Below are 22,291 nucleotides of genomic sequence, written 5' to 3' on the forward strand. Positions count from 1 at the left end.
AACAAAAAAAGTGACCAGATAGTCACTTTTTTTCACAATAGGAAATCTATTGAATAAAATTATTCTTCATTTAAAATATTTTCAATCTCAACCAGTACAGCATCTTCGTCATTAGAAAGAATGACTTTATCAGCTAGTTCAAGAATTTCAGGCGCTGCGTTACTGACAGCAAAAGAAGAACCAGCGTATTCAAACATTTCCAAATCATTCATTTGGTCACCAAAAACAGCTAAATTTTCAGGGAGCCAGTTAAAATGTGCTAACAAATGTGCCAAACCAGAAGCTTTAGAAATACCATTTGGCACGATGTCAATACTAGTAAAACCAGTTGTTGTTGCCCTTACGAAAGAGAGTCTGTCTGTAATCCATTGTTCACAGACACGCACGTGGTCTTCGGGGAAGTTGGTTGTAACCTTGAGCAATTTGTCATCAATTTCATCTAAGCGATGGTAAAGTTGACAGTTAGGATAATAAAGTTTTGCATGAGCAAGGTATTCTTTAGAAATACCTTCAGGATAATAAGCACCTTTAAGACCAGAAATTAAATAATCATTTTTGGGACTAAACGGCATCTCTTGCAAGTCATCAATTAATTCTTGAGTTTGAGCAACAGTCAAATCTTTTGCAAAGAGAATTTCTCCTTTATAAGCAACAACTCCACCATTCTCAGCAACAAAAGCCATTTGATCTTTATATTCTGAAAAAACTTCAATCAAACCAAGTAAAGAACGTCCAGAAGAAGCAGCAAAAAGAAGATTTCTATCTTGAATTTTTTTAATTACTTCAGCGAGTTTTTTGTGATTATACGAATGGTCATTGCGCAGAAAAGTTCCGTCCATATCTGTCGCAAAAAGTTTTAAATTTTGATTCATGACTTCTCCCCCAGTCCACTGTTAGCGCTAACAGTGGATGAAAATGAATTCTGTCAGTAAATTTTACTGACAGAACTGTAAACTTGGTTTACACAACAGTGTAAACGAACTAAATAATAATAAATTTAATCGGCCCAGAGTGCTTTTACTTTTTCTTGTACTTCTGCATTATCTAAGAAATCATCATAAGTTTCACCAATACGGTCAATGACACCAGATTTACCAAGAACAACAATGTGATTGGCAATAGTATTAATGAATTCATGGTCATGTGAAGCAAAGAGGATTGAGCCTTTAAATGATTTCAAACCATCATTAAGTGCAGAAATAGATTCCAAATCCAAGTGATTAGTTGGGTCATCAAGAACAAGCACATTAGCTCGTTGAAGCATCATTTTAGAAAGCATGACACGAACTTTTTCTCCCCCTGAGAGGACATTGACAGCTTTTAAAGATTCTTCACCTTTGAAAAGCATACGTCCAAGGAAACCGCGAAGGTAAGTATTATCGTCTTCCTCTTTTGTCAATACAAATTGACGCAACCAGTCAAGAATAGAGTCACTTGTATCAAAATCTTTGGTATTATCTTTTGGAAGATATGAACGAGAAGATGTAACTCCCCATTTAATATCGCCAGTTACGGTCCAATTATCTTCCACATCATCCATTAAAGCACGAAGTAACGTTGTTTGTTGAATATCGTTTTGACCAATAAATACGGTCTTATCACCAGGATTTAAGATGAATGAAATGTTTTCGATAATCACTTCTCCTTCAATCGCAACTGAAAGATTTTCGACACGAAGTAAATCATTACCGATTTCGCGTTCTTGTTCAAAACCAACAAATGGATATTTACGTGATGAAGGAACAAATTCTTCAACTTCAATTTTATCAAGCATTTTCTTACGTGATGTCGCTTGTTTTGATTTAGACGCATTAGCAGAGAAACGAGCGATAAACTCTTTCAACTCGGCAATTTTTTCTTCAGCTTTACGGTTTTGGTCACCTTGCAAGCGAAGAGCAAGTTCAGAAGACTCTTTCCAGAAATCATAGTTCCCTGGGTAAAGTTTGATTTTACCATAGTCAAGGTCAGCCATGTAAGTACAAACATTGTTCAAGAAGTGACGGTCATGGGAAACAACGATAACGGTATTTTCAAAATTAATCAAAAATTCTTCAAGCCAAGCAATTGCTTGAATATCAAGTCCATTGGTTGGTTCGTCAAGAAGAAGAACATCAGGTTTACCAAAAAGTGCTTTAGCAAGAAGGACTTTAACGTGTTCGCCAGAAGTTAAATTGGCCATCAAATCTGTATGTTGTTCAGCTTTAATGCCAAGGTTTTGCAAAAGACGAGCAGCGTCAGCTTCGGCTTCATAACCACCCATTTCGCCAAATTCTGCCTCAAGTTCGGCAGCTTTCATAAAGTCATCATCTGTCGCCTCAGGATTCATGTAAATGGCATTTTTTTCTTGATTAATGGCGAAAAGTTTTTCATTCCCCATCATCACGACATCAAGTGGTGTTTGGTCTTCGTAATCGTAATGATTTTGACGAAGAACAGACATGCGTTCGTTTGGCCCCATTGAGATGTGACCTGTTGTTGGTTGAATTTCACCGTCCAAGATTTTCAAGAAAGTTGATTTACCAGCACCATTGGCACCGATTAAACCGTAACAGTTTCCCGGTGTAAACTTGATGTTTACTTCGTCAAAAAGCTTGCGGTCAGAGAATTGTAATGAAATATCAGATACTGTAAGCATGTATTTTCCTTTTTTATTGATGAGAATAAATCTCAAATATTTTTCGATAAAGTAGTTTGACTACTTTTGTGCTCAAAAATAAGCATTCTGCCCTTATTTTATCATAAATCTTGGACTTTATAAAGCCCACTTTTTTATAAATCTTGACAAGTTTTTCATTCATGTTCTTACAAAAAGACGAAGTTTAGTTTCAATTTAGCGTAATTTTAGCATTACTTAAGTCAAGTTGACTATAATATACTTATTCCAATAAAATTTTTCATAAAGTTTACTCCTAAACAAAAGAATGAGCGGCTGGTTACCGCTCATTTTTTATTTATCGCTATTTTTAATGAATAAAATAATTGAAATAGCTAAAGCCACAAAACCAATTCCATTAAATTCGATAAATGTTATGAAAACATTTGAAGAATATCCCAACTGATTAAAGATAAGCGTGGCGGGAATTCCTATTCCCCAAATTAATAAGGTTAGGGCTAAAAAAATTAAGGCTCCTATAAAATAATTTTTATTCATGTTTTTATTCCTCTCAATCATTCATTTATAGTAAACTCTGACATAATAGTTAAAAGGAGCTGATGTAACTTTATACGCAGTTCTTACTGGACTGCCATACATGTATTGTACCACCTTGTAACGTGTTAGTGTAGTATCTACCCAAATTCCTAATTTACTTAATTTGGACTTGTTGGCACTAATAGTAACAGATACGCTCTTTGTAATTGAGGCAGATAAAGTGAATCCGGTTCCCTGATAGCTTGAACTTCCTGAAGCTGATAAAGTTCTGCCACTAGAAATTGTATAGCTGTTAGCATTCGCCCAGTAGGGGGTAAGAGATGAAATACCTACAAAGCGATTGTATACTCTAACAGATGAAATTTTAGTGGTAATTGTTGTAATAGGCGCATCCATTCCTAATGCTTTAATGTGATTAGAAGCTAGGAACGTTCCACCAAGCATAAAAAGAACTCCTAGAATTTTGATTAGTTTCTTTTTCGTCTTCATAACGTTTTCTCCGATTTCTAGCTAAAGATTTAGCAAAGTCCAATGAAATTGGGAGAAAATTTCACTAGACAGAGAGAGGGGGTAACTTGAGATCGTAAAGTTCTCGCTTTTGTTTTTTCATACTTTTATTATAATCCAAAAGTCAAGTCTAACAACAAAAAAGCCGTAGTGTTATCACTACGGAAATATTACAGGTTTTTATTCAAAAAATGCTTGTTTCGCTTACCATAGAAATCTTTTAATTTCTCTTGACCCAATAAGTCAAAAATAGCGAGCCCATTTCTAATCTCTGCTAAACCTTCATTTTCATCAACAAAGGAATAATTATAAAATCCAATAGCCATTTTGTGCAAGACTTCAAGATAAAGGTCAATTCCTGCTCGGTTTGGTTTTTCTATCATCTTCAAAATCTGTTGACTCAGCTTTTTTTCACCACGTGAAGATAGAATGACTAAAGCTCGATAAAAAATTTGGAAAATTCGTCGACGATATTTATAAATCCCAAAATAATTTTGATTCTTTTGTTCAAAATTACTCATTAACGACTGGATTGTGAGAGTATCCAAATTATCTAATACAAAATAAGCGATAGAAAGCTCGAAATAGCCCCATGAAGTTACTTCTGTTAAAAGTTTAACGACAAAATTTATCTCCGACAATGTAAGTTTCTCAAATCGTGATTTTACAGATAAAGCTAAATAAGAAAAGCCTGATTCTTTGGCCTCTTTATAGAGTGACTTTAATTTTTTTTCGTCTTGAGCAAAATCTGCCTCCTCAACTTCAAATAGAAACTCTTCTTGAAAGTCAGGAACGAAATGATTAATTACAAGTTCATATTCTGCTAAACTGACATTCATTTCTTGCAACATCACATCAACTTTTTCAAATCCCATCATGCTTAATCCACGTTCAAAACGACTCAATCCAATTTTGTCGATACCCACTCTTTGAAAATAGGATAAAGGCAATCCTTTTTGTTTGCGGATTAACCTAAAGTTTTTTCCATAACCTGTATATGGCATTGCTTCTCCTTGATAAGTAAAATATTTAACATGATTATACAGTTTTTTGTAATTTTTGTCATCAAAAAAACTGTTAAGTTTTGATTCAAGGCTAGAAGATATAATGATAAAATTTTTTGTATGTTTAATACATTAGTAGGAATTCAAGTTTTATTTTAGCCTAGTTTTAGTAAAACTTAAGTCAAGTTGATTATAATATACTTATTCCAATAAAATTTTTCATAAAGTTTACTCCTAAACAAAAGAATGAGCGGCTGGTTACCGCTCATTTTTTTATATTTTTTCTAATGCTTGCTCTAAATCAGCAATCAAGTCAGTTACATCTTCAATACCAACCGATAAACGAATGGTTCCTTTGGAAATCCCTGCACTAGCAAGTTCTTCGGCATTCAGCTGCTGGTGAGTGGTCGAAGCAGGATGAATGGCCAATGATTTGGTATCTCCAACGTTGGCTAGAAGTGAGAAAATTTCAAGATGATCAATCAAATCACGCGCTTTTTTCTCATCTTTGTCTTTGAGTTCAAAGGTAAAGATAGATCCAGCGTCTTTTGGATAATATTTCTGATAGAGCGCATGATAGGAATTACTTTCAAGCAGAGGATGGTTAACAAGTTCCACCTTAGGATGATTGTCTAAAAATTCTACAATCTTTTTAGTATTGGAGATGTGACGTTCTACCCGGAGTGAGAGTGTTTCTAGCCCCTGTAAGAAAAGCCAAGAATGAAAAGGCGATAAAGCCGCACCCGTATCACGTAATAAAATAGCTCTAATCCGAGTCACAAAAGCAATTTCACCCAATTCGGCAAATTTAATCCCATTGTAGCTTTCATCAGCTTGTGTAAAATCAGGAAATTTACCATTTGCCCAATCAAAGTTTCCGCCATCAACGATGACTCCACCAATAGAAGTACCGTGACCGCCAATGAATTTCGTTGCTGAATGAACAATTACATTAGCACCATGTTCAAATGGTTTAAAGGCCACAGGTGTAGTAAACGTTGCATCAACAATAACGGGAATTCCATGTTTTTTAGCAATTTGACCAATGGCATCATAATCAATCACATTATTTCCCGGATTGCCCAAAGTTTCATAATAAATAGCTTTGGTTTTTTCATCAATCGCCTCTTCAAAATTCTTCGGGTCATCTGGATTGACAAATTTAGTTGTAATTCCATATTTTGGTAAAGTCCCAGAAAAAAGGTGATAGGTTCCACCATAAAGGGTACTTGCGGAAACAATATTATCACCGACTGTAGCGATATTCAAGATGGCATAGGTAATAGCGGCTGAGCCAGAACCAACACCAAGGGCTGCACTTCCACCTTCAAGAGCTGCGATGCGTGCTTCAAAAACATCGTTGGTTGGATTTCCTAAACGTGAATAAATAGCTCCAGGATCTTGTAAAGCAAAACGAGCTTCGGCATGGTCTGAATTGTTAAAAACGAAAGAAGTTGTTTGATAGAGCGGAACGGCGCGTGAACCTGTGACAGGATCAGGGACTTGTCCTGCATGGACTTGCAAAGTGTCGAATTTATAATTGTGATTAGTCATAGTTTTTTTCTCCTATTTTCGAAAATTTTAGTTAGTATAAAAAATAGTCGTTAATCACATTCGTTGATTATTCGTCAGCAATTCTTGAACCATAGCTTTCTCCTTTAGCTATAAAACTTATTATAATTATAAGAAATTCAGAAAATTCTAGCGATATGATTTTTTAATGGAGCTGATAGAACTTTTAAAAGTAGAAATAAAAAAATACAACTCAAGGTTGTATTTTTATTGATTGTGCTTTTCAAAGTAACGCATTGTAATAAGAAGAGCTTTACGAAAGATTTTTGGATGTTTACGAGCAACATTTACCATGAATTTATCACCGAAAGAGTGGAGGTAGCGAAGGCTCGGTTTAATCTCTGTCGCAGCTTTATAAAAAACTTCAGCTAAATCAGAAGCTTTAGCACTATTTTTCATAAAACGGTCAAGTCCTGAAGCAACAGAATTTACCAAAGGTTGGTAAGCAGAGTTTGAACTCATATTCTTTTTAGAATTTTCTAGGGCAATATTTCCCCAGCTTGACTGAGTTCCACCAGGTTGAACACAAACTGAACGGATACCAAATTGGGAAACTTCGAGGTCCAAAACGTCAGACCATTGTTGAAGGGCGGCTTTTGTAGCGTGATAATAAGCACCAAGTGGCATATAGACATCTCCACCAATTGATGAAATATTAACAATTCGTCCATAATTTTGAGCTCTCATTGTTGGTAAGACAAGTTGAGTTAATTCAACCGCACCAAAGAAGTTGGTTTCAAACTGATTGCGAATTTTATCCATTGGGATTTCTTCGGCTGGTCCGTATTCGCCATAACCTGCATTATTGATGAGGACGTCAATATGACCTGCCTCATCTAAAATTTTTTTCACAAAAGCTTGGTTTGATTCAGAGCTAGTAACATCCAGTTTTAGTGCTTTGATGTTGTTTTCATATTGTGGAATTTTTTCAACGCGGCGTGCACCGGCGTATACTTTCCAACCCCGTTTGGCAAAAAGTTCTGCTGCCTCAAATCCCATTCCATTTGAAGCACCTGTGATTGCAACAATTTTTTGTGTCATCTCTTTAGAGTCCTTTCAATTTGTCTGTATCTTGTTTTCATGATTTTAAAAGTAATTATACCACTTTAGTAAATCAAAGGCTAAAAAAACTTCCGCGGAGTAAACGGAAGTTTTAGGAGTATTTATGAAAAAAGTTTATTTAGGAGTATGGAAACTATTATACGTTATAATGCTGAAATGAAACTTAAATGAAAAAGAAAATGTTTTTGTATTTTTAGAATCCCTTTTCTATAAATCAATTCTAACTATAAGGACCTGATGATTGAGTGATAATGCTAGTTTGAAGCATTCTTAGTAAGAAAGTGATTTTTTATAAATGGTTTATAGAATAAATTGTACAGCGTTTAATTGGACTTGCTCTCTGAAATAACGTAAAATTGTAGTGAGGAGGACGGTTACAATGAGTAAAAATTATAAAAAAATCCTAGTCGCAATTGATGGATCTGAGCAGGCAGAAGAAGCGTTAAAAGAAGCTATTGTCCTTGCTAAAAGAGACAACTCACAATTATTCGTTTTACATGCGACGGATAAAAACAGTATTTATGCAGCTGGTAACCCAGTTCCTGTGGTTCCTGCACCAGCTATTCCAGTAGTTCCAGCAGTTCCTGTACTTGAAGAAAGTGCAGATAATGAAGCTAAAGAAGTTTTAGACAAAGCTTTGGCAATTATCAATAATGAAGTGAAGTTTGAAGAAATTCGAGTTGATGGTTCGGCAAAAAATGAAATTGTCGATTTCGCTAAAGAACATGAAATTGATATGATTGTGATGGGCTCTTCAGGAAAAGGCGCTCTTGACCGAATGTTGCTTGGCTCTACAGCAGTTTACGTGGTTAAACATGCACCTTGTAGTGTAACAATCATCAAATAAATTAGATAGATTTCAAGAATCGGCAAGCATTTGCTGGTTTTTTTGTATTTTAAAAATAAATTCCTTGACAATGAAATTCTTTTCGTTTACAATTGTAAACATAGAAATGAGAAAGTTGGATTGAACAATGAAAGTTACTTTTAAAACCCTTGATGGACGTACAATGACTAAAGAATTTGCTAGTGTAGATGAATTCGTAACACTACAAAATCGTGAAATTCCGGCAATTGATGATTCAGCGAAAGTTCTTGAAGTTGTAATTTCTGGACAAGTTGAAGAATTTAGTGGAAATGTTGCTGATTTGTATTTCAAACTTAGTAAATAAGAATCTGAAATCGTGAATGGAGGAGGAAAGATGACAGATTATGTTTTTAAGGCAGGTCGTAAAGATTTGGCACCTCTTTTGTTATTACATAGCACGGGTGGAGATGAGCATCAATTAGTAGAAATTGCTGAAATGATTGCCCCTTCACATCCTATTTTGTCAATTCGTGGACGTATTAATGAGCAAGGAGTCAATCGTTATTTTAAACTCCGAGGCTTAGGTGGTTTTACTAAAGAAAATTTTGATCTTGAATCTTTAGATGAAGAAACAGACTGGTTGACGGATGAGGTCAGTTTGTTGGCTGAAAAACATGACCTTGACGTCCATAAAATGATAGCTATCGGTTATTCAAATGGTGCAAATGTAGCTTTGAATATGTTTCTTAGAGGAAAAATAAATTTTGATAAAATTATTGCCTTTCATGGGATGCAATTGGAAGACTTTGAACAGACCGTTCAACTTGATGATAAGCATGTCTTTCTAAGCTATGCGTCAAATGATATGATTGTTCGTCAGAAAAACTTTGGTGATTTAAAAGGTGATTTGGAAGATTCAGGCTGTCAGCTTGAAATATATGAAAGTTCACTTGGTCATCAATTGACGCAAGAGGAAGTTTTAGCCGCTAAAAAATGGCTTACAGAAACAAAATAATTTTGTATTGAAAAAATTTCAGTGCAAAGTAACTAAATAGGAGAAAACAAATGGCTGAATTAACAAAAATTGAAACAAAAATACCTGAAAATCTTACTCTTGGTGGTGTTCACCACGTAACAGCAATCACCTCAAGTGCTCAAAAAATCTATGATTTTTTCACAAATATCTTGGGTCTGCGTTTAGCAAAATTAACAGTCAATCAAGATGACTATGAAACTTATCACCTCTTTTTCACAGAAGAAGATGGGCATGGAGCTGATATGACTTTCTTTGATTTCAAAGATATTCCTAAAGGAAATCATGGAGTTAATAATATTGAACGTGCTTCATTTCGTGTACCGACAGATGCGTCCTTAGATTATTGGACTCGTCGTTTTGACAATGCCCATGTTAAACATGGCGAAATTTCTAGTAAATTTGGTCAAAAAACCATAGAGTTTGAAGATTTTGATGGTCAATTGTACCAATTGATTTCTGACCAAAATAATAGTGGGGATGATTCAAAAGGACGTTCTTGGCAACTTTCTAATGTTCCGCAAGAACATGGAATTACTGGACTTGGTCCTGTTTTTGTAAAAGTTGAAAATGCCGAAAATCTTCGGACCATTTTGGAAACAGTTTTTGGCTTCCGTTACGCTGGGCAAGAAGCTGATTTACATCTTTTTGAAGTGGCGAATGGTGGAAATGGAGCAGCTTTAATTCTTCAAGAAGCTGGTGAAAAAGAAGCTTACGCTTATCAAGGTTATGGTACGATTCATCATTTAGCTCTGGGAACAACAAATCCTGAAACTTTAAACTATTGGATTGAACGCATTAAGGCTTTCCGTTTGCCACATTCTGGTTTGGTTGACCGTTTCTATTTCTCAAGTGAATATGTCAGAGTAGCACCAGGAGTTCTCTTTGAAATTGCGACTTACACACCAGGGATTGGGGCATTGGACATGGCAAAATCAGGTCTAGGAGCCGTTGATTCTTATGAAGAAGCTCTAATTACTTCTGGTTTCTGGATTGACCAAACTAAGGAAGAATCAGGTTTATCTTTGAGCTTACCTCCTCATTTATTCCCCGGAGATGAAGCTACTAAAGCGAGAACAGCCGCAAGTTTACGTCCATTGGACACTTCAGATGCTCATCGTGACCGCACAAAAGATGAACTATGGACTGTTGAAAAAGTATTGGAACACAAAGCTGGAACTCCGGCTGAAACAGTGCAATAAAGGAGAACTGATGAAATCATATCAAGCAAATGAGCTCGACGAAAAAACAGTCTATAAACTTCTGTCAGGCAGTATTGTTCCACGCCCAATTGCTTGGGTGACCAGTCAAAATCTCGAAGGTCTAGTTAATGTGGCACCCTTTAGTTTTTTCAATGTTGCTTCGTCAAATCCACCACTTTTATCCATTTCGTTTACGGGAAATAAAGATAGTTTGAATAATTTATTGACGACGAAAGAAGCAGTGGTTCACCTTGTGAATGAGGATAATGTGGAGCTTATGAATCAAACGGCAGCACCATTAGCGGAGCATATTAGTGAAGCGGAAGAATTTTCACTTGAACTTGTCCCTTCTCAGAAAGTTCAGGTTCCAAGTTTAAAGGAGTCAAATGTTCGTTTAGAAACTAAATTGTATCATCATTTACCTTTAGGAGAGAGTGGGCATTTAGTTCTTCTTGAAGTTGTCAATTTCTCTTTTGCAGAGGAACTATTGGATGAGGAAAACTTTCATGTCAATCTAAATAAACTCAAACCAGTTGGGCGTTTAGCGGGTGATGATTACAGTACCTTAGGAAATCGATTCAGCCTTTTACGACCTAGATAAATAAAAAACTTACTGATGATTGGTCAGTAAGTTTTTATTTGCTTTAAAAATAAAAAAATAACCCGAAGGTCATTTTTATTATTTAACTTCTTTAAAGATTACGTGTTTACGCAATTTTTTAGAGTATTTTTTAAGTTCCAATTTGTCTGGAGTGTTGCGTTTGTTCTTTTGAGTAAGGTACAGACGTTCACCAGATTCTTTGTGTTCAAGTGTAATATTTACGCGCATGATAGTCCCTTTCTATAACTTTTGTCGAATTATTTAGTGTCGCGAACTTTGCGGCCTTTGTAGTAGCCTTTAAGTGAAACGCGATGTGAGTGACGGTAGTCACCAGTAGTTTCGTCAAAAGTAACAGTTGGAGCTGTCAATTTGTAATGTGTACGACGACGGTTTTTCTTTGCTGATGAAGTGTGACGTGCAGGTACTGCCATTGTTTTTTTCCTCCGTAGAATTTTATCTCGTTCTTGCAGAGTGCAAAAACGTACTTTATTAGTATAGCATAAATTTTCAGAAATGCAAGTTTTGTAAAGTAAAATTACTTGACAAATTTTTGCAAACCTTTCTGTCAGTAAAATTTGAGTAAGCAAAAGTACTGACAAATATCTTTGACAACTAAAATGATAGGGCCTTTAGCGCAAATTTGATAAAATAGAAGTAACTTAACGGATAACTTAAAAATTTAAGCTCAGCTTCGAAAGAATCAAAGCGGCGTAAGGAGAAGACAATCAGGTCGTAAAAACTCCTCACAAAGCAGGGCAATGTTCTAGGATAATTAAATTTTTAAGGAGAAATGAATGAAGAACTGGAAAAAACTGATTCTTGTTTTTGTCATTGCAGGCGTGGCATTGATTGCTTACTTTGGCTTTAATCAGCCTTTTTTGGCACGCTTAATTGTTACAATTGCTGGGGGAGTCTTGGCCTTCTCAATGCTGATTGAAATGATTAAAACTTTACGGTCTGGCTCTTATGGTGTTGACTTATTGGCCATCACGGCCATTATTGCTACTTTACTAGTGGGTGAATATTGGGCCTCTTTGATTATTATTCTCATGCTTGTTGGAGGTGAGAGTTTAGAAGACTATGCAAATGGTCGAGCTCACCGAGCTTTAGCTGCTTTATTAGATAAGTCGCCTGATATTGCTCATGTGCAAAAAGGAGATAAGGTGGTCGATTTACCGATAGACCATGTGGAAGTCGGGAGTCATTTATTGATTAGACCGATGGAAATTATTCCAATTGACGGGAAACTTATTTCTGAGGCAGTGGTACTTGATACAGCGTCATTGACGGGTGAAACCAAGCCGAATGAATTAGTAAAAGGTGATCCTGTTCTTTCGGGAGCTATCAATGGGAATTCTAGTATCCAGATTGAAACTACGGTGATAGCGGCAGAATCACAGTTTCAAAAGATTGTAGAACTGGTTAAAGAAACGGAGAAAACTCCAGCTCAGTTTGTACGTCTGGCTGATCGTTATGCTGTTCCTTTTACAATTATTGCCTATCTTATTGCAGCAGTTGCTTACTTTATTTCTGGTGACCCAGTGCGGATTGCGGAAGTCCTAGTGGTTGCAAGCCCTTGTCCATTGATTCTGGCAGCCCCTATCGCGTTTGTTTCGGGAATGAGTCGCTCTAGTCAAAATGGAGCATTAATCAAAAATGGAACAGTCATCGAAAAATTAGCAAAAGCTCGGGAAATATTTTTAGATAAAACAGGTACAATTACTGAGGGGACAATTAAGGTTGACAGTCTAAAACCAATAGAAACGGTAGATGAAGTAGAACTTTTACAGTTGGTTTACACGGTTGAAAAATCAAGTGGTCATATTTTGGCAAAAGCTGTTGTTGAATATGCTGAAAATAAAAAGGTTCAACCATTAAAATTGACCTCTTTAACTGAGGTTGCTGGACTTGGTGTGATTGGAGAAATCGAAGGTCAAGAAATTAAAATTGGGCGAAGTTCTTTTGCTTTTGCACCTGATAATCTCAACTATGAAACAGCATTTTATGTGAGTAAAGCAGGTAAATATGTTGGGGCGGTCACATTCTCTGATACTTTAAGACCAGAAGCTAAAGAAACAATTGCTCAGATGAGAAAAATTGGTCTTGAAAAGATTACGATGTTGACGGGTGACAATCAACTTGTTGCTGATAAAATTGCGAGCACTGTTGGAATTGACAATGTTTATGCAGGTTTGATGCCAGATGAAAAATTAAAATTTATTAAAAATGCGACGAATAGACCAGTAATTATGGTTGGAGATGGAGTTAATGATGCTCCAGCTCTAGCCACAGCAGATGTTGGAATTTCGATTGGTGTGGGCTCAGGTACAGTTGCAAGTGAAGCGGCTGACATTGTTCTATTGCAAAATGACCTTAGGAAAGTGACGACATCTATTGAAATCAGTCGTGATACGTTAAAAATTGCTAAACAAGCGGTCATGATTGGGATTATCATTTGTATTATTTTGATGTTTATTGCAGCTCTGGGAGTGATTCCAGCTGTGATTGGAGCTTTGTTCCAAGAGATCATTGATGTTGTTTCAATTCTCTATGCGCTTCGAGCTTTAAGAGGATAAAGAAAAAATTTACTGACGGAATGCTTAAAAGTCCTCTGTCAGTAAATTTTTTTTATTTTTTTAGTAATTTTATTAGATGTTCTAGTTCATCAAGATTATCAAAGTGAATGGATAAATTCCCTTGATATTTTTTATTTGCTTGAATCTTAACCCTGTTTCCCAATTTTTTCATCAGTTCTTTTTCAGTTTCGTCAGTAAAAAGATTGATATTTAATTTACTGACAGATTTGTCAGTAACTTTTTCTTCACCATAAATAATAGCTTCAAGTGCTCTGACATTGAGCTGCTCTTTAATTATTTTATCAACGAGCTCTAATTGCTTTTTAGGATTTTTTTCAGCTAAAAGTGTTCTAGCGTGAGCAGGTGAAATCTCTCGATTTTCAACATGCTTCAAAATTGTGTCAGGCAAACCAAGTAAACGAATAAGATTAGAGACATAAGACCTTGATTTTCCAAGGGCCTTAGCGATTTGATCGTGGGTCATTCCCAATTTGTCAGCCAATTGTGCCAAGCTTTTAGACTCTTCTAGTGGATTGAGATTTTCTCTCTGCAAATTTTCTAAAATTGAGAGAGTCATCATTTCTTCATCAGAATAGCTTCTAATAATTGCTGGTATAGTTTCTAAACCAGCTAATTTTGAAGCTTGAAACCGACGTTCACCTGCTAAAAGCTCATAGCCAACAAGTTTTGATTTACGAACGATTATGGGTTGTAAAACGCCATTTTCTTGGATAGAATTAGCCAATTCTTTTAATTTATCCTCATCAAAAACAAGACGAGGCTGGTAAGGGTTTTTTACAATTGTTGACAACTTAAGTTGAGTGATTTGTTCTACCATATTTTTCACTTTCTGTCAGTAAATTTTATTGTGCTCTATTTACTGACAGATTTGTCAGCTCCTCTTTTTTTGTTCATCAATCCATTCTTTACGACTGTGGAGTGCTTTTTCATATCTTCCCATATCATCAGGACGGAAATAATCAGCATTTTTAATTTTATCAGGTAAGTACTGTTGGTTTACCCAGTGATTAGGAAAATTATGAGCATATTGGTATTCTACAGACCTTCCTAAATCCTTTGCCCCAGCGTAATGGCCATCCTGTAAGTGTGGTGGTACAGCAAGATTTCCATATTTCCCTAAATCAGCAATCGCTTCATCCATCGCTAAATAAGCCGCATTTGATTTAGGGGATAAAGCCAAGTCAATAATGATATTGGCAAGGGGAATCCGTGCCTCAGGAAAACCGAGTTTTTCGGCTGCTGATAATGCTGAAACCGTATGAAGTGCGGCATCAGGATTTGCTAAACCAATATCTTCATAAGCCATAACGGTTAAGCGCCGGGCTAGACTCTGCAAATCTCCGCCCTCAATTAAACGAGCCGCATAGTGTAAACTTGCGTTGACATCAGAACCACGAATTGACTTTTGTAAAGCAGAAAGCAAGTCATAATGAGCATCGCCATCTTTATCAAAAGTTGCAGCTTTTCTTTGCAAAGAATTTTCCATATCATCTAAAGTGACATGGTGTTCTTTTGAGGAAAGAACGGCTAATTCTAAGGCATTAAAAGTAGAACGTAAATCCCCATTAGTCGAATGAATTAAAAAGTAAAGTGCATCATCGTCAATGGTCACATCAAAATCAAATCCACGTTCTTTATCTTGTAAACTTAGGTTTACAGCAAATTCTAAATCTTCTGGTTCTAAAGGTTTTAATTCAAAAATCTGTACGCGAGAACGAATCGCTGGAACAACTGAAAAATAAGGGTTTTCGGTTGTTGCTCCAATTAAAATAATTTGTCCGTTTTCTAAAAGTGGTAAAAGAAAATCTTGTTTAGGTTTGTCTAGGCGATGAATTTCATCAAGTAATAAAACAAGTTGGCCAGAAAATTCGGCTTCTGAGGCAATTTCTTGAAGTCTTTTTTTAGTGTCTGTCGTTGCATTAAATGTCCGAAATGCGACATTCATTGTTCCAGCAATCGCTGAAGCAATTGAAGTTTTACCAATGCCAGGAGGTCCGTAGAGAATCATACTTGAAAGAAGTTGAGTTTCGACCATTCGGCGAATGATTTTTCCTTTACCAACTAAATGTTTTTGTCCAACAATTTCATCAATATTTCTTGGTCTCATTCGTCTTGCAAGATTTTGTGCCATATTATTCTCCAATCCATAGGTTTACAACAAATGTAAATCTGGTTTACATAAGGCTTTTGTCTAGATAGAAGGGGAGAATGCAATCATCAATATATTCACCATCAATGAAAAATTCTTTTTTCAAACGTCCTTCTTCAACAAAGCCTAATTTATTATAAAGTTTCAAGGCTGCTGGATTTGAACCCATCACTTGAATTGTAATTTTTTTGAATCCTTCTTTTTTTGCAAAATCAATAAAGAAGTTTATTAGTGTAGTAGCTACGCCCTTACCTCTGGCTTCTTGTGCTGTCATAATGCCAAAGGTGACAGTATGTCTTCCAAATTCAGATTTGTGGCGGGGGCCGTAATCAAGTATTCCAAGAATTTCATCATTTTCTACTGCCAGAAAATAAGTGGTTCCAGTCATAATTTTACCGATAATTTTTTCTGCTGAGGAATCCATGACATGTGGAGTTGAAGCTAGGGTCCAGTTTTCATTTTCCAATTGAGCAACTTTGACAAAGTCACGTGGTTCTATTTTTCTAATTTCCATTAAATCTTTCTCCAAATTCTAAAAAAATATCTATTTACACATTATAAACGTAAAAAAGCTATTAAATGAACTGATTTATTAAGTCTTGCGACTTTTCTAGAGCAAATTTTTGTTATAATTATTTTAACATAATATAAAGAGGGTGTGAACAATGGCTAAATTTGGATTTTTAGATGTTTTGGAAGAAGTTTTAGAAAAAGGATTTACTTATGATTTTGAAATGAATTGGGATAAGCGTAATTTTGCGGTAGAAGTCAGCTTTTTACTAGAGGCAGAAAATAGTTCTGGAGCGCTTTTGACTGATGCAGAAGGAGTAGAATCAGCAGAAAATATCGTCTATGAGGATGCAGTTTTATTTTATAATCCCGCTAAATCACGTTTTGATGAAAATGATTATTTGGCAACAATTCCTTATGGTGAAAAAGGCTTATCTCGTGAATTTTTGGCTTATTTTGCTCAATTTTTACAAGAAAGTGCCGATCAAGGCTTGGATGATTTAATGGACTTTCTAGCTGATGAAGCTGCCGAAGAATTTTCAGTCAATTGGGATAAAGAAGCTTTTGAAAATGGCATTGCTGATTTATCTGAAACAGACTTTTATAAGTATCCAAGATATTAAGAAATTTAGAAAGATTTAAGAAATAAAAAATGAGTATTTTAAATGTAAAAAATCTATCCCACGGTTTTGGTGACCGCGCAATTTTTGAAGATGTAAGTTTCCGTTTGCTAAAAGGTGAGCACATCGGCTTTGTTGGGGCAAATGGTGAGGGTAAATCAACTTTCATGAATATTATCACAGGAACTCTGGTTCCTGATGAGGGAAAAGTAATTTGGTCTAAAAAACACCGGGTTGGCTATATGGATCAACACGCTGCGCTTGGAAAAGGTAAAACGACGCGTGAAGCATTGGCTGAGGCTTTTCAATATCTTTTTGATATAGAAGCGAAAATCAATGATACTTACATGAAAATGGCAGAAATGTCAGAAGATGAGATGAATGCTGCGCTTGAGAATGTAGGAGAACTTCAAGAAGAATTGGATAATAGTGACTTTTATCTCATTGATGCCAAAGTTGAAGAAACAGCACGAGGTCTTGGTTTAACTCCTCTTTTGGATAAAGATGTAGCCGAGCTTTCTGGAGGGCAAAGAACAAAAATTTTACTTGGTAAACTTTTGCTTGAAAAACCAGATATCTTGCTTTTGGATGAACCAACAAACTATTTGGATGAAGAACATATTTTATGGTTGAAAAATTACCTTAAAAACTATGAAAATGCCTTTATTTTGATTTCGCATGATGTGCCATTTATGGATGAAGTGGTCAATATCATTTATCATGTGCATGGTCTAGGGATTACCCGCTATTCAATGGGGTATGCGGAATTTGAACGTGTCTTTGAAGAGAAAAAGGCACAGCTTGAATCTTTGCATAATGCGCAGGTCGCTGAGCAAGCTAAACTTAAAGATTTCATTGCCCGTAAAAAAGCGAATGTGGCAACATCTGGTCAAGCAAAAGCGCGTGAGAAAAAATTGGCGAAAATGGAAATTGTTGAGACTATTTCTGAAAAGCCAAAACCTCATTTTGATTTTAAATTTAGTAGAAAACCAAGTCGTCTCGTTTTTGAGGCAAAAGATTTAGTTATTGGTTACAATGAACCTTTGTCGTCAGAAATTAATTTAAAAGTAGAAGCTGGACAAAAAATTGCCTTTATTGGTTCCAATGGGATTGGGAAATCGACTTTGCTTAAGAGTTTAATGGGCTTGATTCCAAGTCTTGATGGGGAAGTTGAAAAAGGAAATTTCCAAGATATTGCTTACTATGAGCAAGAAATCAAAAATCCTTCGCAAAAAACGGTACTTGATGATTTATGGGATGAGTATCCAAGTTGGAATCAAGCAGAACTCCGCGGGGCACTTGCTCGGGTGGGCTTGACGGCTAAACAAATTGAATCACGTGTTTATGTTCTTTCAGGTGGAGAACAAGCAAAATTACGTTTTGCTAAATTAATGAATACCGAATCTAACATTCTCATCTTGGATGAACCAACCAATCATTTGGACGTGGACGCTAAAGAAGAACTCAAGCGTGCACTTATTGAATATCCGGGAACTGTTTTGATGGTTTCACATGAACCAGAATTTTATGAAGGTCTAGTTTCTGATGTCATTAACTGTGAAGAATGGACAACTCGTATTTTGTAATTACTGATTAATTCTTATGCTAGTTCATCTCTAATTTTTCTTAAAAATTGGTAGTTGAACTGCAGTTATACTAGCTTGCACAAACACAAGAAATGGTTTGCATGAAAAATTAAACAGTATTAGGAGAAAAATGACTCAGAAACTTCATCCTTGGGAAAATCCCGAACAAGATTATGCACGAACTTTGGCAAAACGCCGCTCAGAGCGGTGTTATCGGAGCTTACAGTTAGTAAAGACACTAAAAATTTTACTGACAGAATTTAAAAAGTACGATGTGAACAATTTTAACTCAGAGATATTGAGTTGGATTGATTTGCTTGAAGATGCTGTTGAATATGTTGATGATGAAGATTTTAAGTCAGCAAAAAAATTTGTTTCGCGAATGCAAAGAGAACTAAAAAAACTTGAAAAGTAAATTTTTTGCTGACAGGAAAGAGGACTTTAAGGTCACTATGAAAAGCTATAGTTTTCAAGCTGAACTGGAAATTATCGGTATCAATCCCTTTGTGGCTGTACCGCCAGATATTTTGCAGAAAATATTTCAGGATTCAGGACGAGAAAAATCGCCCATTCCTATTTGTGGTCAGATTAATGAAAAAACTTATCAGCAAAATCTCATGTTTTTCAAAGGGGATTGGCGCTTATATGTCAATACGACGATGCTGAAAAATTCGCCTAAAAGAATCGGGGAAATCTTTGATTTTACAATTTCCTATGATTCAGAGCCACGAATTGTCAAGCAACCACAAGTTTTAAGTGAAGCATTAGCCAAAAATCCGGAAGCAAAAAAAGTATTTGACCAATTAATCCCCTCTGAACAAGTTGAAATTAATCGTTACATTGCAAGGTTGAAAACAGAAGAAGCTATCGAGCGAAATGTTAGGCGAGCGATTGGTTTCTTACTGGGAAAGAACTCTTTTGTAGGCCGAGATAAACCATAGAAAGAAAGATGAAATAAATGAATAATTGGAATTCAATCACAATAAAAATCAGTCGGGAAGCCGAAGAGGCCATTTCAGCTTTGCTGATAGAGGCGGGGTCAGCCGGCGTTGAAATTAATGACAGTGCTGATTATCTCAATCACGAAGACCAATTTGGCGAAGTTCTTCCTGAAATTGAACAATCTGATTTTGTTGAAATTACTGCTTATTATCCAGAAAATATGCCAATTGTGGAACTCAAAGCCGAAATTGAACATAAAATCGCAAATTTGAGTGATTATTTTTCGCTGACAGGTCTGTCAGTAACAACGAATAACCTGTCAGAAACAAATTGGGCAGAAGCTTGGAAAAAGTATTTTGAACCAGCACGAATTACGCATGATTTAACCATTGTGCCGAGTTGGACAGAGGATTACGTGGCGACAGGCTCTGAAAAATTGATTCGACTTGACCCTGGTATGGCTTTTGGGACGGGGACACATCCAACGACCAAAATGTCACTCTATGCCTTAGAACAAGTTCTTCGTGGTGGAGAAACGTTACTTGACGTTGGAACAGGTTCGGGCGTGCTGTCAGTTGCAGCTTCATATCTTGGCGCATCAGAAATATTTGCTTATGATATTGATGAAGTGGCTGTGCGCGTGGCTTTAGAAAATATTGAACTCAATCCTGGTCATGAAAAAATTCATGTTTCAGCAAACAATCTGCTTGAAGGAATTGACAAAAAAGCGGATGTCATTGTGGCTAATATTTTGGCTGATATCCTTGTTTTAATGACAGAAGACGCATTCCGCTTGGTCAAAGAAGAAGGCTATCTCATTATGTCAGGAATTATTGCTGACAAAGCGGACATGGTCATTGCATCAGCAGAAAAAGCTGGATTTTTCCTTGAAACACGAATGATTCAAGGCGAATGGAACTGCCTGATTTTCAAGAAAACAGAAAATCGTGAAGGCGTCATTGGTGGATAAAAGGCTTAAATAAAGTCGTTTATCTTTCAGTCAATGGAGAAGCACAATAAAGAAAAGATTAGATTCAAAACTTTATTCTAAGAAATGATTGGAAAAAATATGGCCAACCAATATTTTGTATTTAAAAAATTACCGGAACTGGGCGAAGAATTTATCATTGAAAATCAAGCAGCAGCTCATCATATTTTCACTGTGATGCGGGCTAAAAGTGGTGACCAAATCCGTCTTGTTTTTACTGATGGTGAAATTGGGCTGTCAGAAGTCATTTCGCCAAGTGACCAATCAGTGAAGCTGATAGAATTACTGACAGAGTCCTCAGAATTGCCTGTTCAAATTACAGTAGCTGTAGGATTTCCTAAAGGAGACAAGCTCGATTTTATTGTTGAAAAATCAACAGAATTAGGAGCTACAGCCATTTGGTCAGCACCTTTTAAAGCTTCTGTCAGTAAATGGGACAAGAAAAAACTGACAAAAAAACAAGAAAAATTGGAAAAAGTTGCTCTAGGAGCAGCCGAACAATCACGCAGACAAATGATTCCAGAACTTCAACTTTTTGAGCAATTTACTGATTTACTTGATAAGTTTACTGATTTTGACCAAGTTCTTATCGCTTATGAAGAATCAGCAAAAATGGGTGAGAAAACAATGTTCAAACAAGCACTGACAGAAATGTCGCTCAACCAAAAAGTACTTATCATTTTTGGACCAGAAGGCGGAATTAGTCCAGACGAAATCACAAAGTTTTCCGATTTAGGTGCAAAAATGATTGGCTTAGGGCCGCGAATTTTAAGAGCAGAAACGGCTCCATTATATGCCCTCTCAAGTATTTCAGCTTATTTTGAATTATTATAAATAAAGAAAAATTTTTAGGAAATCGATTATGAAAAAACGTGCACAACGTAACAAAAAACGAATTCGCTGGGCTTCAATCCTCACAGTTTTCGTTCTTTTAATTGGAATAATTGCAATTGCTTTTGCTGGGGTTCATTTGTTAAGTCCTAAAACAAATACAAGCCCAAAAAGCAGTCAAACTTCAAGTCAAGAAAAAGCTAAAAGCACTGCCTCATCTAGTGCTTCTCAACCAAAAGAAACAAAATGGCTGGCTGGAACAAATGAAAATCAACTGCCCATTTTGATGTTTCATTATGTCACTTCAAGGGCTGATCAGCTCCCACAAGATAGTAATAACATCAATATTGTAACCTTTGAAAATGAATTAAAAGCACTGAAAGAAAAAGGCTACACAACGGTTAGTGGCTCAGATGCCGAAAAAATTCTAACGACCAAAGAAAAACCAAGTGATAAAATGGTTTGGCTTACTTTTGATGATGGTTCAGTCACAATGTACACTGAAATTTTCCCTTTATTGAAAAAATACAATATGCACGCCACGAATTTTATTATTACAGGTTATGTGAATAAAGGCCAAGGCGGAATTTTGACCTGGGAACAAATCAAGGAAATGAAAGCAAGTGGACTTGTTGATTTTGGCAGTCATACGGTCAGCCATCCTGATTTAGGAAAGCTCACTTTGGAAGCTCAACGAACAGAACTTGAACAATCAAAAGCAGATTTAGATAAAAACCTCGAGCAAAAAACAGATATCATCTGTTATCCAGCAGGGGGTTATAACCAGAATACCTTGAATTTAGCTAACGAGTTAGGTTATAAGTTTGGTTTGCTTGACCCGGGCCGTAATGGTGCTATTGCAATAGCAGCCAAAGAAAGTGATGGTCTATTAACGCTACCACGCTTTAGAATGATGAGTTCTACCACAACTGAGCAAATGCTACAAATGATTCAACCCTCAACCGATTATAATGAAAAAAATAAATAAACTCCGAATAATCGGAGTTTTATCTTTAGTTTTGCAATAGTCATCCTTTTGCTTAACCTACAAATGTGATAGAATAGATTAAATTAAGTGAAATAAACCTTAACTTACAAAATTTGATGAGATGATATATTAATCTAAAT

25 protein-coding genes are annotated in these 22,291 nt (G+C 36.0%); 13 read left to right on the forward strand and 12 right to left on the reverse strand.

Going from position 1 to position 22,291, the window contains the following annotated elements; genetic code table 11:
- Window positions 1–59: 59 nt before the first annotated feature.
- The 7 genes from IAE51_RS08635 to IAE51_RS08665 all read right to left on the reverse strand — a co-directional run bounded on the left by IAE51_RS08635 (window position 60) and on the right by IAE51_RS08665 (window position 7,275).
- Window positions 60–872: a Cof-type HAD-IIB family hydrolase gene (locus tag IAE51_RS08635; RefSeq protein WP_180259430.1), complete on the reverse strand. Its 813-nt coding sequence runs from the start codon at window positions 870–872 to the stop codon at window positions 60–62.
- 125 nt (window positions 873–997) lie between these two features.
- Window positions 998–2,635 carry an ABC-F family ATP-binding cassette domain-containing protein gene (locus tag IAE51_RS08640; protein ID WP_033900563.1) on the reverse strand — a complete coding sequence of 546 codons (1,638 nt, stop codon included), beginning with the start codon at window positions 2,633–2,635 and terminating at the stop codon, window positions 998–1,000.
- A 312-nt stretch (window positions 2,636–2,947) separates the two neighbouring features.
- Window positions 2,948–3,151, reverse strand: coding sequence for a hypothetical protein (locus IAE51_RS08645; RefSeq protein WP_012896934.1), 204 nt, complete (start codon window positions 3,149–3,151; stop codon window positions 2,948–2,950).
- A 21-nt stretch (window positions 3,152–3,172) separates the two neighbouring features.
- The gene (locus IAE51_RS08650; protein WP_012896935.1) at window positions 3,173–3,640 is read right to left on the reverse strand and encodes a hypothetical protein; all 468 of its coding nucleotides are present in this window, start codon (window positions 3,638–3,640) and stop codon (window positions 3,173–3,175) included.
- Window positions 3,641–3,828: 188 nt separating this feature from the next.
- Entirely contained in the window at window positions 3,829–4,662 is an 834-nt protein-coding gene (locus tag IAE51_RS08655; RefSeq protein ID WP_033899627.1) for an Rgg/GadR/MutR family transcriptional regulator, read from the reverse strand.
- 273 nt (window positions 4,663–4,935) lie between these two features.
- The gene (locus IAE51_RS08660) at window positions 4,936–6,216 is read right to left on the reverse strand and encodes an O-acetylhomoserine aminocarboxypropyltransferase/cysteine synthase family protein (RefSeq protein WP_033900272.1); all 1,281 of its coding nucleotides are present in this window, start codon (window positions 6,214–6,216) and stop codon (window positions 4,936–4,938) included.
- Window positions 6,217–6,441: 225 nt separating this feature from the next.
- A complete protein-coding gene (locus IAE51_RS08665) occupies window positions 6,442–7,275 on the reverse strand; it encodes an SDR family NAD(P)-dependent oxidoreductase (RefSeq protein ID WP_058202937.1) in 834 nt (277 codons plus the stop codon).
- Between the two features lie 400 nt (window positions 7,276–7,675).
- On the opposite strand from IAE51_RS08665, the gene IAE51_RS08670 reads away from it, so the two are divergent.
- The 5 genes from IAE51_RS08670 to IAE51_RS08690 all read left to right on the forward strand — a co-directional run bounded on the left by IAE51_RS08670 (window position 7,676) and on the right by IAE51_RS08690 (window position 10,940).
- The gene (locus IAE51_RS08670; protein ID WP_010905090.1) at window positions 7,676–8,143 is read left to right on the forward strand and encodes a universal stress protein; all 468 of its coding nucleotides are present in this window, start codon (window positions 7,676–7,678) and stop codon (window positions 8,141–8,143) included.
- A 127-nt stretch (window positions 8,144–8,270) separates the two neighbouring features.
- The gene (locus IAE51_RS08675; RefSeq protein WP_012896939.1) at window positions 8,271–8,468 is read left to right on the forward strand and encodes a DUF4649 domain-containing protein; all 198 of its coding nucleotides are present in this window, start codon (window positions 8,271–8,273) and stop codon (window positions 8,466–8,468) included.
- A gap of 30 nt (window positions 8,469–8,498) precedes the next feature.
- Complete coding sequence (locus IAE51_RS08680; protein WP_200095194.1) at window positions 8,499–9,119, forward strand: alpha/beta hydrolase; 621 nt, start codon at window positions 8,499–8,501, stop codon at window positions 9,117–9,119.
- A gap of 50 nt (window positions 9,120–9,169) precedes the next feature.
- Complete coding sequence (locus IAE51_RS08685; RefSeq protein ID WP_021722890.1) at window positions 9,170–10,339, forward strand: ring-cleaving dioxygenase; 1,170 nt, start codon at window positions 9,170–9,172, stop codon at window positions 10,337–10,339.
- A 10-nt stretch (window positions 10,340–10,349) separates the two neighbouring features.
- Window positions 10,350–10,940, forward strand: coding sequence for a flavin reductase family protein (locus IAE51_RS08690; protein WP_003132255.1), 591 nt, complete (start codon window positions 10,350–10,352; stop codon window positions 10,938–10,940).
- A gap of 78 nt (window positions 10,941–11,018) precedes the next feature.
- Here the strand turns inward: IAE51_RS08690 and rpmG are convergent, their stop codons facing one another.
- A complete protein-coding gene (gene rpmG, locus IAE51_RS08695; RefSeq protein WP_003132258.1) occupies window positions 11,019–11,168 on the reverse strand; it encodes a 50S ribosomal protein L33 in 150 nt (49 codons plus the stop codon).
- Between the two features lie 29 nt (window positions 11,169–11,197).
- On the reverse strand, window positions 11,198–11,371 hold the full coding sequence (gene rpmF / locus IAE51_RS08700; protein ID WP_010905107.1) for a 50S ribosomal protein L32: 174 nt from the start codon (window positions 11,369–11,371) through the stop codon (window positions 11,198–11,200).
- 363 nt (window positions 11,372–11,734) lie between these two features.
- Between rpmF and IAE51_RS08705 the strand changes: the two genes are divergently transcribed.
- Window positions 11,735–13,516, forward strand: coding sequence for a heavy metal translocating P-type ATPase (locus tag IAE51_RS08705; RefSeq protein ID WP_021722893.1), 1,782 nt, complete (start codon window positions 11,735–11,737; stop codon window positions 13,514–13,516).
- Window positions 13,517–13,568: 52 nt separating this feature from the next.
- Here the strand turns inward: IAE51_RS08705 and IAE51_RS08710 are convergent, their stop codons facing one another.
- Genes IAE51_RS08710 through IAE51_RS08720 form a run of 3 tightly spaced genes read right to left on the reverse strand, consistent with a single transcriptional unit; the run spans window position 13,569 to window position 16,200 of the window.
- A complete protein-coding gene (locus IAE51_RS08710; protein ID WP_021722894.1) occupies window positions 13,569–14,354 on the reverse strand; it encodes a ParB/RepB/Spo0J family partition protein in 786 nt (261 codons plus the stop codon).
- A 54-nt stretch (window positions 14,355–14,408) separates the two neighbouring features.
- Complete coding sequence (locus IAE51_RS08715; protein WP_200095196.1) at window positions 14,409–15,668, reverse strand: replication-associated recombination protein A; 1,260 nt, start codon at window positions 15,666–15,668, stop codon at window positions 14,409–14,411.
- Between the two features lie 43 nt (window positions 15,669–15,711).
- Window positions 15,712–16,200 carry a GNAT family N-acetyltransferase gene (locus IAE51_RS08720; protein WP_200095198.1) on the reverse strand — a complete coding sequence of 163 codons (489 nt, stop codon included), beginning with the start codon at window positions 16,198–16,200 and terminating at the stop codon, window positions 15,712–15,714.
- 151 nt (window positions 16,201–16,351) lie between these two features.
- Here IAE51_RS08720 and IAE51_RS08725 point away from each other — a divergent pair, with 151 nt between their 5' ends.
- From IAE51_RS08725 to IAE51_RS08755, 7 genes are all read left to right on the forward strand, one after another.
- Window positions 16,352–16,819 (forward strand): DUF3013 family protein, encoded by a 468-nt coding sequence (locus IAE51_RS08725; RefSeq protein WP_010905112.1) that lies wholly within the window; start codon window positions 16,352–16,354, stop codon window positions 16,817–16,819.
- 29 nt (window positions 16,820–16,848) lie between these two features.
- The gene (locus IAE51_RS08730; protein ID WP_003132266.1) at window positions 16,849–18,402 is read left to right on the forward strand and encodes an ABC-F family ATP-binding cassette domain-containing protein; all 1,554 of its coding nucleotides are present in this window, start codon (window positions 16,849–16,851) and stop codon (window positions 18,400–18,402) included.
- 130 nt (window positions 18,403–18,532) lie between these two features.
- Window positions 18,533–18,817, forward strand: coding sequence for a hypothetical protein (locus IAE51_RS08735; protein WP_058206650.1), 285 nt, complete (start codon window positions 18,533–18,535; stop codon window positions 18,815–18,817).
- A gap of 37 nt (window positions 18,818–18,854) precedes the next feature.
- Complete coding sequence (locus tag IAE51_RS08740) at window positions 18,855–19,343, forward strand: YdeI/OmpD-associated family protein (protein WP_143458994.1); 489 nt, start codon at window positions 18,855–18,857, stop codon at window positions 19,341–19,343.
- Between the two features lie 17 nt (window positions 19,344–19,360).
- Entirely contained in the window at window positions 19,361–20,314 is a 954-nt protein-coding gene (gene prmA / locus IAE51_RS08745) for a 50S ribosomal protein L11 methyltransferase (protein ID WP_012896947.1), read from the forward strand.
- 99 nt (window positions 20,315–20,413) lie between these two features.
- Window positions 20,414–21,166, forward strand: coding sequence for a 16S rRNA (uracil(1498)-N(3))-methyltransferase (locus IAE51_RS08750; RefSeq protein ID WP_200095199.1), 753 nt, complete (start codon window positions 20,414–20,416; stop codon window positions 21,164–21,166).
- A 28-nt stretch (window positions 21,167–21,194) separates the two neighbouring features.
- Entirely contained in the window at window positions 21,195–22,151 is a 957-nt protein-coding gene (locus IAE51_RS08755) for a polysaccharide deacetylase family protein (RefSeq protein WP_012896949.1), read from the forward strand.
- Window positions 22,152–22,291 lie beyond the last annotated feature (140 nt).

It is taken from the genome of Lactococcus sp. S64 (genome assembly GCF_016516525.1).
GTDB lineage: Bacteria > Bacillota > Bacilli > Lactobacillales > Streptococcaceae > Lactococcus > Lactococcus lactis.